General features: G+C 60.6%; 15 protein-coding genes. 1 reads left to right on the top strand and 14 read right to left on the bottom strand.

Annotation, left to right across the window (positions count from 1 at the left end):
* Positions 1-41: 41 nt before the first annotated feature.
* The 14 genes from atpG to rpmH form a co-directional block, all read right to left on the bottom strand.
* The gene (atpG, locus tag IH881_09395) at positions 42-917 is read right to left on the bottom strand and encodes an ATP synthase F1 subunit gamma (protein ID MCH7867899.1); all 876 of its coding nucleotides are present in this window, start codon (positions 915-917) and stop codon (positions 42-44) included.
* The gene (locus IH881_09390; protein ID MCH7867898.1) at positions 918-2468 is read right to left on the bottom strand and encodes a F0F1 ATP synthase subunit alpha; all 1551 of its coding nucleotides are present in this window, start codon (positions 2466-2468) and stop codon (positions 918-920) included. It abuts the gene before it with no gap.
* A 3-nt stretch (positions 2469-2471) separates the two neighbouring features.
* On the bottom strand, positions 2472-3017 hold the full coding sequence (atpH, locus tag IH881_09385) for an ATP synthase F1 subunit delta (GenBank protein MCH7867897.1): 546 nt from the start codon (positions 3015-3017) through the stop codon (positions 2472-2474).
* Positions 3018-3020: 3 nt separating this feature from the next.
* Positions 3021-3635, bottom strand: coding sequence for an ATP synthase F0 subunit B (locus tag IH881_09380; protein ID MCH7867896.1), 615 nt, complete (start codon positions 3633-3635; stop codon positions 3021-3023).
* The gene (locus IH881_09375) at positions 3632-4222 is read right to left on the bottom strand and encodes an ATP synthase F0 subunit B (protein ID MCH7867895.1); all 591 of its coding nucleotides are present in this window, start codon (positions 4220-4222) and stop codon (positions 3632-3634) included. Before IH881_09375 ends, IH881_09380 begins: the two co-directional genes overlap by 4 nt.
* Positions 4223-4534: 312 nt before the next feature.
* Positions 4535-4966, bottom strand: a complete 432-nt coding sequence (locus IH881_09370; GenBank protein MCH7867894.1) for a polymer-forming cytoskeletal protein — start codon at positions 4964-4966, stop codon at positions 4535-4537.
* Positions 4963-5937: a ParB/RepB/Spo0J family partition protein gene (locus IH881_09365; protein MCH7867893.1), complete on the bottom strand. Its 975-nt coding sequence runs from the start codon at positions 5935-5937 to the stop codon at positions 4963-4965. The genes IH881_09370 and IH881_09365 overlap by 4 nt, the downstream gene beginning before the upstream one ends.
* Positions 5930-6850 carry a ParA family protein gene (locus IH881_09360; protein ID MCH7867892.1) on the bottom strand — a complete coding sequence of 307 codons (921 nt, stop codon included), beginning with the start codon at positions 6848-6850 and terminating at the stop codon, positions 5930-5932. Before IH881_09360 ends, IH881_09365 begins: the two co-directional genes overlap by 8 nt.
* A 191-nt stretch (positions 6851-7041) precedes the next feature.
* A complete protein-coding gene (locus IH881_09355) occupies positions 7042-7611 on the bottom strand; it encodes a class I SAM-dependent methyltransferase (GenBank protein ID MCH7867891.1) in 570 nt (189 codons plus the stop codon).
* 218 nt (positions 7612-7829) lie between these two features.
* Positions 7830-8717 (bottom strand): hypothetical protein, encoded by an 888-nt coding sequence (locus tag IH881_09350; GenBank protein ID MCH7867890.1) that lies wholly within the window; start codon positions 8715-8717, stop codon positions 7830-7832.
* Between the two features lie 54 nt (positions 8718-8771).
* The gene (yidC, locus tag IH881_09345) at positions 8772-10508 is read right to left on the bottom strand and encodes a membrane protein insertase YidC (protein ID MCH7867889.1); all 1737 of its coding nucleotides are present in this window, start codon (positions 10506-10508) and stop codon (positions 8772-8774) included.
* Between the two features lie 9 nt (positions 10509-10517).
* Complete coding sequence (yidD, locus tag IH881_09340) at positions 10518-10763, bottom strand: membrane protein insertion efficiency factor YidD (GenBank protein ID MCH7867888.1); 246 nt, start codon at positions 10761-10763, stop codon at positions 10518-10520.
* Positions 10760-11176: a ribonuclease P protein component gene (gene rnpA, locus IH881_09335; GenBank protein MCH7867887.1), complete on the bottom strand. Its 417-nt coding sequence runs from the start codon at positions 11174-11176 to the stop codon at positions 10760-10762. The genes yidD and rnpA overlap by 4 nt, the downstream gene beginning before the upstream one ends.
* Positions 11177-11184: 8 nt before the next feature.
* Complete coding sequence (gene rpmH / locus IH881_09330) at positions 11185-11334, bottom strand: 50S ribosomal protein L34 (protein ID MCH7867886.1); 150 nt, start codon at positions 11332-11334, stop codon at positions 11185-11187.
* A gap of 866 nt (positions 11335-12200) precedes the next feature.
* Here rpmH and dnaN point away from each other — a divergent pair.
* Positions 12201-13331, top strand: a complete 1131-nt coding sequence (gene dnaN / locus IH881_09325) for a DNA polymerase III subunit beta (GenBank protein ID MCH7867885.1) — start codon at positions 12201-12203, stop codon at positions 13329-13331.
* Positions 13332-13583: the final 252 nt, after the last annotated feature.

The raw sequence follows: 13583 nt of genomic DNA, 5'->3' as shown, positions 1-13583 counted from the left end.
TTTTGCTCCCTAGTCGTTCAATACGCGTCTATCCGTGATTCCTACTCGAGCGCTTGAGCGCCCGTAACGATCTCGACCAGCTCGCTGGTAATGGCCGCCTGGCGTGCGCGGTTGTACTGCAGCGTGAGCTTTTCTATCAATTCTTGCGTGTTCTGCGTTGCGCTTTCCATCGCGGCCATGCGCGCGGCGTGTTCACCCGCCTGACTTTCCAGCAGGGCACGGAACACTTCGACTTCGACGGCCTTGGGCACCAACACCGCGAGCAGACTCTCGGCGTTGGGCTCAATCTCGTAGGGGCTCTTGGCCGCGCCTTCTTCCTCTACCGCTTCTTCCGGGGCTTTAAAGGGAAGCAACTGAACGCTGCGTGGAGTCTGGGTCATGGTGGTGATGAACTCGCTGTAGATGAGGACAACCTCGTCCACCTCGCCAGCTTCAAAACGTCGAGCAGCCCCTCGAGCCACTTCGGCCGCATCGGCGTATGAGATGGATTTGCCGACGGGCTTTGCCTCGCGAATTTCATCGGCGCGGCGCCGGCGATAGTAGTCGCCGACTTTCTTGCCCAGCAGGGTCAAGGAAACTTTTGAAAGGCCCGCTTCGCGTTCCCGCAAGATCCCTTCGGCAAACTTGATCACTGCGTTGTTGAACGCACCGGCGAGACCGCGGTCCGAGGTGACGATGATCAACTCCAGTGAGCGAACCGTTTCTCGTGCTTCGAACAGTGGGTGTTCAACCGTCCCCATGCCCCCCGCGACCTCTTCAAGGGTCGCGCGCATGCGCTCCGCATAAGGGCGCGCGTTCTCGATCGCCTCTTGTGCCCGGCGCAGCTTGGCGGCAGCGACCATCTTCATTGCGCTCGTGATCTTTTGCGTATTTTTTACGCTCGTGATCCGGCGCTTGATGTCCTTCAAGCTTGGCACTTAGCTGGCCTCGGTGCCTGAGGTTGATCTGGGTTGGTAGATCTCGGCAAACTTGTCGAGTGCCGCGATCAGCTTCTTTTCGGTGTCGCTCTCCAGCTTTCCGCTGTCGCGGATCGCATCGAGGACCTCCGAATGACTCGCCCGCATGTATATCTGCATTTCTTTCTCGTAGGCCTGAACCTCTTTGACTGCGATATCCCGAACCCAGGACTTGCGAGTCTTCTGGGGTGTCGCCGCATAAATCGAAATCACCTGCTCTTCCATCGACATGGGCGAGTACTGCCCCTGCTTCAGGATCTCGACCTGGCGTTGACCATTGGCGATCTGTTCCTGGGTCGTATGATCGAGGTCGCTACCGAACTGTGCGAAGGCCTCCATCTCGCGATACTGGGCGAGACTCAACTTGAGCGAGCCCGCTACCGACTTCATGGCTTTCTTTTGGGCTGCGCCGCCTACCCGCGAAACCGAAAGGCCCACATTGATCGCCGGTCGGATGCCCGAGTTGAAGAGATCCGTTTCCAGGAAGATCTGGCCGTCGGTAATGGAAATGACGTTGGTCGGGATGTAGGCCGAAACGTCCCCCGCCTGGGTCTCGATGATGGGAAGTGCCGTGAGGCTTCCACCCCCAAGATCGTCGTTGAGCTTGCATGCACGTTCGAGCAACCGTGAATGAATGTAGAAGACGTCGCCCGGGTAGGCTTCGCGTCCCGGCGGCCGGCGCAGCAAGAGTGAGAGCTGGCGGTAGGCTACGGCCTGCTTGGAAAGATCATCGTAGACAATCAGTGCGTGTCGGCCCGTATCGCGGAAGTACTCGCCGATGGTGCAGCCCGTGTAGGGGGAGATGAACTGGAGTGGTGCGGGTTCGGAAGCCGTCGCGGCGACGATGACGGTGTACTCCATCGCATCGTGCTGGATAAGTTTTTCCATCACCTGGGCGACCGTACTCAGCTTCTGCCCGATTGCGACGTAGATGCAAAGGACGCCGGTTCCCTTCTGGTTGATGATCGCGTCGATCGCGACTGCCGTCTTGCCCGTCTGGCGATCGCCGATGATGAGTTCGCGCTGACCGCGGCCGATCGGCACCATGGCGTCAATGGCCTTGATGCCGGTTGCCAGAGATTCATCCACCGACTTACGAGTCACGATACCCGGGGCCTTGAGTTCAACCTGCCGGTACTCGGAGGTCTCGATCGGGCCCTTGCCGTCGATCGGCTTCCCGAGCCCGTCCACTACACGGCCCAACATCGCGTCGCCTACCGGCACTTCGATAATGCGGCCGGTGCGCTTTACGATGTCGCCTTCTTTGATGTGATGCGCTTCGCCCATCACCGCAACGCCGACGTTGTCTTCTTCGAGGTTCAGCACCATCCCGCGCAGGCCGCCGGGAAATTCGACCAGCTCTCCCGCGAGCACGTTGTCGAGACCGTAGACCCGCGCGATGCCGTCACCGGCCGAAAGCACGGTGCCGGTCTCCGCGACGTCGATCTCTCGATCGTATTCGCGGATTTCCCGCTTCAGAATGTCGGTGATCTCTCCGGGTCGGATGTTCATGGGTCAGGATTCCTTAGTGAGATTGACGCGCAGCTGGTGGAGCTGCGCGCGGAGACTTCCGTCGAAGACCATGCCTCCGACCTTGGCGATTGCACCGCCGATCAAGTCGGGGTCGATCTGGACATCGAGTTGCACCTCGCGACCGGTGCGCGCGGAAAGCGCGCGCCGCAGACGATCCTTGCGTCGATCGTCGAGCGGGCTGGCGGTGGTTACGATGGCCTTGATCAAACCCGCATCTTCATCGGCGAGGTGTTGGTACTCTTCGCGAATGCCGTAGAACTCGACCAGGCGTCGCTGGTCGATCAGATAGCTGTAGAAGTTGCGAATCACGGAGCCCATACCGGCGGCCTCAGATACTGATCGGAGAACTGCCTTGCGCTCACTCACGGGATGGAGCGGGGTCATCAGGGCTTTGCGCAGGTCCTCGCTGTCGGCGAGCAGCCCTGCGAGCGTGTCGAGTTCGGCTCCGACTTCGCTCACGCGACGGTCCTCTTTTGCCAGCATGAAGAGCGCCTTGGCGTAGCGCCGTGCGGCGGCTGAAGTCGGCACGAGCTACCTCCCGTTCCCGTTGGCAGAACCATTCGGCTCAACGTACGTGATGAACTCATCGAGCAGGCGGTCGCGGTCGCGATCGTCGACCTGCTGGTCGAGCATCGTGGCCGCGAGATCTACGGCGATGGTTGCGGCTTCTTTTTGCAACTCCACCCGAGCGTTGCGCAGTTCCTGATCGATCGCGACGACAGCATCTGCCTTGATCCGTTCGGCGCGATCGTGAGCGGCCGCGACGATCTGGTCGCGCTCGTCTTCGGCGCGGCGACGCGTCTCTTCGCGGATGCCCTCAATCTCCTGGTCCATCTCCGCGAGCTTTCCCTGCCATTGCGCAAACTCTTTGCGGCTTTCGGCGAGGAGTTTGTCGGCGTCCTTGATGTCGCTCCGGATCTGTTCGCGCCGCTCGGCGAAGTATGCCGAGATGGGTTTGCGCGCAACAGCGAACAATACGCAGAGCAGCAGGACCAGATTGGCCGCCTGCCAGAGAAGCTCTTTGACCCCGGGACCCGACCCGCCAGAAGAAGCATGGGCGGGAAGCGCCGAGCCGGCGAGGACGAAGACGAAGACGAACCCGCAAAGACCGCTGTCTACTTTGGCGCGCACTGAACGGATGCTCATTGCAGTGGCCGTCCGAGAATGCGCTCCGCCGCGACCTTGGCGAGATCGCGAGATGTGGCTTCGAGCGTTTCCCGGGCTTCTACGAGAGCGCCTTCGATGTCTACTCGCGCGCGCCTGATTTCAACTTCTGATTGGGCTCGCGCTTCGTTCGTGATCGAAGCGTGTTCCGAACGCGCTGCTTCGAGTTGTTGCTTGCGCGCAACCTCGGCATCGTCGCGCGCTTCTCGAACCGTCTCGCGGTATCGCTGGGTCAACTCTCTCGCTCTCTCGACCAACTGCCCCGCTTCATGGGTCGCTCCGGCAATCTTGGCGTCGCGCTCGTCGAGTACGCGGAGTAGAGGACGGAAGATCATCGCGTTGAGGGGTCCGATCAAAAGCACGAACGCGATGATCAGGGGGACGAGCGTAGTCGGGTTGGGCAGGAGTACGAGTTTGCCCGAAGCGTACGCCGGAGTCGCGATCAGGCTTGCGAACACGATCCACGCCGCGGTGCGCACACAGAACTCGACGGTTCGGGCTCGCCCGAGCGTTGGCGAGGCCATCGCGCCGGGCGCCGGCGTCGAGGACCGCATTCGTAGATTTGTCACCTGGTTCTCTCCCGGGCGCCGGGAAGCGATGCGCGCCGCTTCATCTATCTAGGTCACCGGTGTCCGTGTCTAAAACGTCGTGCCCGCGGTCATTCGGGGGCTCGTATGCTCGCCTAGTCGTACCCATTGTCGATGCGCCAGATTGTTGCAGGCCCCCGTCCATCGAGCGCTCCAGCCTGCTTTGCTTCCCCACTCTCTTCGGTGCTTTGGGGTCGCACTTGCAATGCTTCGGACGCCTGATGTGGAGTTTTCAGCGCGGCAATTTTTGCATAGTTGAGCGCAGATTCAAGACGTTCGGGGAACCGCGTCGGGTCAGAGGGGGGCTTTTGGAGGCGACCCGGTGCGACAGCGCCCCGACACCGTACAACCCTCTTCCGCGGCGAGTTCTCGCGCGTAAAGTTCACCCGTGACCCGAGCGGTTGCGAGAAGTTCGATGCAATGGCTGGCGACGAGTTCGCCCTCGAAGCTCCCCGCCACAACGATATCCCGCGCCTCGATTCGACCGATCACTTCAGCATCCTCGCCGAGCTCGATGCGACCCTCGGCCACCACGGTCCCGCGGAAACAACCTTCGATGCGCGCCGCCTTGCGGCACGTCAGCCAACCTTCGAATGAGGCACCCGCTGCGAGAATCACCGGCGCTGCTTCCTGCGCCGGATGGCCTGCCTGGCGAGGCGCGGGGGGATACGGATCCGCCGCGGAAGACGGACGCGAAGCCGGGGAAGCTGGGACGACCTGGCTCAAGGAGATCCTTCCATCAGGAGACTCACGATCCGCGTGAGATCCTCCTTCTCAAAGTATTCGATCTCGATCCTTCCGCGCTCGGTCCCGCCGACGATTTTTACCCGCGTCTGCAAATGTCGCTGGAGGGCTTCGAGAACCGGCGCCAGGCTCGGATCCAGCACCGTGGACGCTTTGCGCGGTTTTCGCGGTGCGGTCCGGGCCACTGGCCCGGCGATTTCGCGACCCAGCATTTCCGCCTCCCGAACCGAGAGCCGCTCGTTCACGATTCGATCGCGCAGATGCAGGCGCCGTTCTGGATTTCCGACCTGGAGGAGCGCCTTGGCGTGACCCATCGTGAGGCGGCCCCGTTCCACGTCTTCCTGAATTTCCCGGGACAGATCGAGCAGGCGTACGTGGTTGGTAATGCTCGAGCGCTCTTTGCTGACCTTCTTCCCCACCTCTTCTTGAGTCGCACCGCTCTCGATCAACGCGCGATACGCATAGGCGAGCTCGATCGGATTCAAGTCCTGCCTTTGAACGTTCTCAATGATCGCGATTTCGAGTCGCTCCTGGGGAGCGATGTCCGCCACCACTGCGGGGATCGTCTTCAGGCCCGCGGCCTGGGTCGCGCGCCAACGCCGCTCGCCGACGATCAACTCATAGCGAGATCCGGCGCGCCGGACGACAACCGGCTGCAGGACGCCATGGCGCAGGATCGACTGCGAGAGTTCTTCGAGCTGATTCGCATCGAAGTTACGGCGCGGCTGCTCGGGGTTGGGGTCGATGTCGTCGACTCTCAAAAGTGTTGGATCTCCCGATCCCGCCCGATGGGCCGATTCGGCGTCTCGCGCCCCATCTCGAGGGATATCGCGAATGTGACCGGACTGGACGCGCTCGCCGTACGCGGGCGGTGTCGCCGGTGCTTCCGTACTTCCGGCCCCAGGAATCAATGCTCCGAGACCGCGACCCAATGCGTTGCGACGATTACTCATGTTGGGTTCCCCGTCTATTCGTTATTGATGTTTCCGACATCGATGGTTTCAATATGGATGATCTCGCTGTTGATGGTTTCGATTCAGATGCCTGGCCGAGCTGTTTTTCAGCTTGTCGGTTTGCGTTGGAAGCGGTCGCGTCCTCTTCTCTTGGGATATTCGACAGCATCTCTTCGGCAAGCTTCAGGTACGCCACGGCTCCGCGCGAATGAATGTCGTAGAGCAGGATCGGCTTGCCGTGACTCGGTGCTTCGCTCAGGCGAACGTTGCGCGGGATCCGCGTCCGATAGACCTTGGCTCCAAAGTGTTGGCGCACCTCGGATTCGACCTGGCGACTGAGGTTATTTCGCATATCCACCATGGTGAGTGCGATGCCCTCGAGTTCGAGAGCGGGATTGAGTTGGGCGCGAACCAGGTCGCGTGTCTCCAGCAAACGCGCCAAACCTTCGAGGGCGTAATACTCACATTGAAGTGGGATCAAAATTGAGTCCGCGGCCGTGAGCGCGTTGAGGGTCAAGATTCCGAGCGAGGGCGGACAGTCGATCAGGATCAGGTCGTAGTCGTTGCGGGCGTCGACGACGACTTCAGCCAGGCGCTCGGCGCGATCTTCGGCAGCCGCGAGTTCGATCTCGGCGCCAACCAAATCGGGGCCCGCGGCCAGCAGCTGAAGGCAGTCGAGTTGGGTCTCGAGCACCGCCTCCTTGATCGCCATGCGACCGATTAATGTGTCATATACTTGATATGGTGGATTCACTACATCAAAGGCGCTGCTGGCATTCCCCTGGGGGTCCAGGTCGATCAAAAGGGTTCGGCGCTCTGAAACCGCGAAGCAAGCCGCGAGATTGACCGCGGTGGTGGTCTTCCCCACTCCGCCCTTTTGGTTCACGACTGCAATGACGCGACAGGGTGACACCGAGGCTTGACCTCTCAGTTCGCGCGACGCCCAGGAGGCGCCGACTGGAGGGGCCTCCCGGCCCGGTAGATTTCGTGTTCTGCCGAGCCGGGCGAGCGTCCAACCCGCCCACCCCCTCCAACGCCTTAAGTATCACACGCCCGGCGTGGTTGCTTGGATAGTTGCTCGGATAAGTGTCGCCGTGGCGACAATCATCGCTCGATCTCGGAGATTTGTTCAACCGTGGGCTGTTGAGCGGACTTTCTCGCCATCCACACCCGCCGATCCGCACCCCCGAGTGGGACTCGATAGCGAAGCTCTGCGGATTGCGTGTGGGAGGCGGCCGCGGGCGGCGGGCTCGAGAGCGAGTCGGCTGACCCGGGAATCGCAAGCCAACCGCCATCGACGCACCAGGGCAACATCAGGTCGAGAATGCGTTCGGGCGGGGCCACCGCCTGGGCCACCACGCCATCGGCCAGAACGGGGTCTAGGGATTCCATTCTCCCCAGCAGAATGGTGACGTTCTCTAGCGCGAGCTCGCGGATCACGGTTTTCTGGAACGATACTCGGCGCGAGCGAGCCTCTACCGAGACTACAGTCCTGCCGGGAAAGAGAATCGCGATCGGGAGGCCCGGAAATCCCGCACCCGATCCGAGATCCACGAGCTTCTCGAAGTCTGGAAGCACATTGATAAGCGCGAGGGCGTCGAGAATCAGCCGCCGCGCGATGGTGTCCGCGCCGCGGTGGCCGGTGAGATTCATTCGCGGGGCCCAGCTCGACAATAGGGTCGCGAGACGCGCGAGGCGGTCGAAAACCGCAGGCTCGCGGTCGTACCCCAGGGCCACAAGGCCTAGCGAGATGGATTCTCGGGCGGACTCAAATTCTTCGTCTGTTGTGGGTATTTGGGGGTCGATGGGTTCCGTTCCCCGTGGAACATGCCCAGTCTGTTCCCCGTGGAACATTCGAGGCGGGTTAGAACAATCCCCCCAATCGAGGGCGCCTAGTCGTCCTGGGTTGCGGAACTCGAAGCCACCGCTTCGGCGTACTCGTCCGCGCCTTCTGGCACGACGACGACCTGGCGGTACCGCCCCGTTCCCACGCTCATGGTCGCAACGGCATCGAGATCTTTGACCGTCACGTGGAGAATCCGCCGATCTCGTGCATTCATGGGGTCGAGTGCGACCGCGCGCTTGGTTTCGCTCGCGCGTCCGGCCGCCCGCTTGGCGAGACGCGCGAGAAAGTCGGTTCGCTTCTCAGCGTCTCCCTCGGCGTCCACCACAACTCTGGGAGAATCATCGCTCAACCGCATGGCGAACTGGTTGCCGAGCAGCTGCAGGGCGTCTACCGCCCGGCCGTCGCCGGTCCCCAGCGCGAGCGCAGCCTCGCCCCGGAGCTCGTAAACGCAGAAATCGCCTTCCGACGATTCCGCGATGCGAAACTCGCCGAGGCCCATGCGCTCGACAATTCCGAGAATGAACTTCCCGACCTCTCCAACTTGACCCTCGACTACCCCACGAGACTCTCCCTGGGGCTTCTCGCGCTCTGCCGACACGACCTCGCGATCCTGGCCGCGGCTGCTGTCGCGTCCTCGATCCCGACCGCCTCGATCACCCCGGTCCCCGCCGCGCCCACGCGAACCTCGCCCGCGTTCGGAGTCGCGTCCCCTGCCGCCTCGATCGCCGGAGTCGGAGTGTGGAGTAATGGGCTTTGCGTTCTTGGGAATGGCGACCAGCACGGCCCGAGCGCCAGCGCCGAATATCTCGCCCCCCTCGGGGACAATGATCTTCAATTCCGACTCCTCGATCCCATAGAACCGACACGCCTTGCTTACCGCCTCGGCGCGGTCGTCCGCTACAAACTCATTTGCTTCCGCTTTTGCGTCGTACATGATGCTTCGTCCCTCTCTCAACTAGTGGGTTGATTTGGATGGTTAAATAGATCTTCAGGAGGCCGCCGCTTGCGCCTGTCGAGTGCGACGTACCCACAACTGGTGAGCAATTCCCAGGAAGTTGCTGATCATCCAGTAGAGAACCAGGCCCGAGGGAAATTGGTAAAACAGCACCAACATCATCAATGGCATGACGGTGGTCATCATTCGCGCCTGCACGGGATCCATCCCGGTCATGGGGGTCATGCGCTGCTGGATGAACATGCTGGCCCCCATCACGATTGGAAGAATCCTGATAGGAATATCTAGACCCGGAATCGAAAACAGCTCCTCGGGGGCCGACAAATCGTTGATCCAGAGAATGAACGGGGCGTGGCGCAGCGCGATCGTGCTCTGGAGCGCATAGAAGAGGCCGATGAAGACCGGAAACTGAAGCAACATCGGGAGGCAGCCACCGAGGGGATTTACACCCTCTTCTTTATATAGCTTCATCGTCTCTTCGGACTGTCGCTGACGGTCTTCCTTGAACTGCTCCTGGATCTCCTTCAGGCGAGGCTGCAATTCCCGCATGCGCTCCATGGATTTCATCTGCTTCTGCATGATGGGCAGCGTCGCGAGGCGCACCATCAGGGTCACCATGATGATCGCCACCCCGTAGTTGGGAAAGACGCCGTAGAGAAATTCGAGCAGCCAGTGAAAGAACCGCGTCAGCGGCTCGAGCCAGGAATAGCCGTAGTCGATCGACCGCTCGAGACCCGGCTCCACCGTGGTAAGCCCTGCGGCGACCTTCGGTCCGATATACGCACGAAAGTTTCGCGCCACCACCTGGCCCGGGAGAATTTCCACGTCTTCGTAGACCAGGCGCGTAACCGCACTCTTGCTCGGAATCACGGGCTCGAAGCTCACCGTCGCGATACTCGACTCCAGCGAGTTCGGAATCAGCGCCGCGAGGAAGTAGCGATTCGACACGCCGGCCCACTCGATCACGCCTTTGAATGTGGTGGGTCCCTCGTCGTCGCCACCACCCAGAAACGAAAAGAACCCCCCGGAGCCCACGCTCGGGATCAGCTCGCGCTCGACTTCATCATTGGCCAAGGCGATCAACGACTGCTCGGTGAAGTCATTGCCCTCGACGACCGAAGCGGCCCATTCGAGGTCGAAATCGAGGTTTAAAGCGCGATCTGTGGCGTTCTCGATTGCGACTTCGACTGCGAAGGCGTAACTCGTTGGATCAAATTCGAAAGTCTTGCGAACCACGATCCCGTTGCGCTCGAGTACAAAAACCACGCGCTGCGATCCCTGGCCCTCTACTCGAAACAGCGCTTCGCTTAGATCCCCTATCCCGAGACCTTTCAGCGGGGTCGCGAGAATGACGGTGTTCTCATCGTCGCGAGTCACCAGTTCGATCGGAACCGCCGACTCGCCAAAGCCGACCTCATAGACCTCGTCGAGCAATAACCAGCTCGCGATTCCGCCGCCGCGATTGTCGAGTTGGACGCGATAAAGCGCACTCTCGGGGCCGCCCTTCCAGCGCTCGATCACTTTCTGGGGCGTCGCCGCCCGGACTGTGGTTTGGCCGACCCCTTCGCTCCGCCACACGCTGTCTCGCGCGGAATCATCGCCAGGCCAGCTATCGGTTGTCGCTTCCGGCGCCTCGCGAAAATCGCCCGGGGCCGCTGCGGCTTCCTCCGCCGCCTCTGTCGGCGGCGGCACGTGGGTCGCCTCCCAAGAGGACCAGGCGCTCAGCACGAGTAGCGACAATGCAATGGCTAGAAGGGTGTTGCGGTCCAACGATATGCCTCAGGGAACGGGGTCGAACCCGCCCTCGTGTAGGGGGTGGCACTTTACGAGTCGCCGCGCAGCGAGCGAACAACCGCGCAAAACACCGTGGCGGCCCACTGCGTCTATTGCGTACTGCGAACAGCTGGGCGCAAAACGGCACGCCGGGGCGAAGAACGGCGATATCAGTATCTGGTAGAGGCGGATGGCGAATATTGCGATCGACCGCGCTATTCCCAAAGTCTCACGAGTAGTCACTCGCGTCATTTTCTCACCCCTGATTTCGTGACCACCGGACTCTTCGACAATCCCTTTGAGAACAGCGAACTGAGTTCTCGCCAGATCTCGCTCGACAGTTTGTTGGCCGCGCCCTGACGCGCAATCACCACAATATCGACGCCTTCCGCCAACCGGGTGCCGGTAGTCCGAAACCACTCACGGATCGACCGCTTCACGCGATTCCTCACCACCGCGTTCCCGACCTTTCGGCTGACAATGAGTCCGAGGCGTGTCCGCGATTTATTCCCGGATCCGTCCTGGCCGGGCACTTCTTCGTCCCGGGCGGCGATCGAAACCGCGAAGTTCTTCGAAGCCGCGCGTCCGCCCTGGCGGCGCACCCGTGCGTAGTCCCGAGCAGAAATCACTCGATCCGCTCGTTGAAAGCGAGCGGGGGGGGGCACAGTCGCCCCTACTTCGAGCCCACCGAGACCGTGAGACGCGAGCGTCCCTTCGCCCGGCGGCGGCTCAAGATCGCGCGTCCCGCCTTGGTGCTCATCCGGCTTCGAAAGCCGTGCTTGCGTTTTCTTTTGATTCGACTGGGCTGGTATGTGCGCTTCATTGCTCATGCTCTCTTTGCTTGAATGCGGATATTGCAAGTTTTGTTCTAGTGGTCGAGTTGTCGGTCGAATAATCGAAGTTCGACAACCGTAAATTCTGCTTGGGCTCAGCCTGCGGCCGGCCTCGAGTGACTTTTTTAAACCTCCCCAATCACCCAATTAAAGCCGTTTCTCGCTACTTCCCCGAACTGCGAAGATCAAGCGATTTCGCGCTCGATCGCTTCTCTCTTCGTCCTTCTTCGTGCTTGTCTCCACCGTCCGACACCCGCTCGACCCAACCGCTGCTTTCGATCACTTGCGACCGAGTACGACAACTTCTCTGCTGGTCTTGAATTCGCTGAACTCTCGACACGTGCACTCGACGTCTGCAAACGGTCGATCCGCTAGACGGCCGGCCATCACTCGAGCGTTCCGCCGACAGTTCCCATCGACCCGCAAAAACCCTGCGGCCGACTCACGCCTCCTGGCCGGCCAAAAAACTGACCTGGCTCGAGCGTCCCCGACCCCCATTTCTCAGCGGGTTCCAACCGCCCGCCGGCATTCTGCGGACGCGAGATCTTATCCACCGCGAAGAGCTCCTGCAACGCCGAACCCTAGCTTCCCGGACACTCAACGCACCGAAGTCTCTGGACAAAACCGTCACCTCGACCCGAGGTTCGTGGTAAGCTCCGAGTCAAATCGTGACGCATAACACCCCAGAAACGACCCGGCCTCCCGGTTTCCGACAGTTCACGTGGTACCCGACAAATCTAGGCGATCAGTAATCCTGTTTTACATCCACTGATTAGGTGGGTTTTATCCGATTGTCAGCCACCTATTACTACTATCTCTCTCTAATAAATCTATCCAAAAAATAAATAGGATGAAGATGAAACTCTCAATTAGCAAAGGCGAGTTACAAACAGGTCTCTCACGTCTTCAGAGCATCGTCGAAAAACGCAACTCAATGCCGATCCTGGCCAACGTCTTGATTCGTGCAACGGTCAAGGCAGGCGATGAGGCCGCGCAGCTTCATCTCGCGGCCACCGATCTCGAGGTCGGGATTCAAAGTTCTCACGACGCGAAGGTCAAGAAGGCCGGTGGCGTCACGGTTTCGGCAAAGAAGCTCTTTGAGATTGTTCGCGAGTTGCCAGAAGAGGATATTTTTCTCGAAGCGACCGCTAACGGGTATCTCAATATCAAATGTGCCCGCAGCGACTTTACCCTCGCCGGCACCTCGCCGGAGGAATACCCAACACTCCCGGACTTTGCGCCCAAACAGACCGCGAGGGTGCAGGCCCAGGTCTTGAGCGTGATGATCGAACGAACGATGTACGCCGCCTCTGTGGATGAGACGCGCTACAACCTCAATGGCGTGTATCTCGAAGTTCTCGACGAGCCTGGCCGCATCCGCATGGTCGCAACCGATGGCCATCGCTTGGCGTCGGTCGATCGAACCCTTTCCGAAGATGTCTTGGGTCTGGAGAACGGGGTCATAATCCCCCGTAAAGGGATCGGGGAACTCAAGAAGCTCGTCGACGAAGACGACGCTGACGAAATCGAACTCGCGTTCGAGGGCAATAACGGTTTGGCGCGCAAGGGCAGGGTGACCCTGATCATGCGGCTCATCGAGGGCGAGTTCCCCAACTACACCCAGGTGCTTCCCACCAAGATCGAGCGCTCGATTGTGTTGCCCGCTGAGGAGTTCGGACGGGCTCTACGCAGAGTTGCGCTGCTGTCGTCGGAGCGCAGCAGGGCGGTCAAGCTGGAACTCAGCAACGGGCGGCTGACAATCAGCTCGAGCAACCCGGATTTGGGTGATGCGCGAGAAGAGCTGGACATCGATTTCGCGGGTGAAGACCTCGCGATCGGCTTCAATGCCCGTTACCTCATGGACGCACTTTCGACGCTCCGCTCGAAGGAAGTTCGCTTTGGTCTACAGAACGAACTCGCTCCCGCACAGTTGGTTCCGACCGACGATGAAGACACCCTCGCGGTCGTCATGCCGATGCGAGTTTGAGCCGGGGCAGGCCGGGTTTCGACAGCGGTTTCAAGCGAGAACAGCGCCCCATCGCCCGGCGCGTTGCGGGCAGCTGAAATTCGTCGAACCCAGAGTCTTTACGCAGACTTACGTATTCTGTAACCTACGCGAAACCGCGGCGCTCCGGGGTCGCGCACAAGCGCGTACCGCCCGGAGTTTTTCGGTTCGACATCACAAAAAATCCACTTTTTAAACCGCCCAAAAGGGCGAAAATTCTTTGCCCGAGGAGCC

Source organism: Myxococcales bacterium (assembly GCA_022563535.1).
In the GTDB taxonomy this organism is placed as follows: domain Bacteria; phylum Myxococcota_A; class UBA9160; order UBA9160; family UBA4427; genus DUBZ01.
This window is presented reverse-complemented; position numbering and strand designations above follow the sequence as displayed.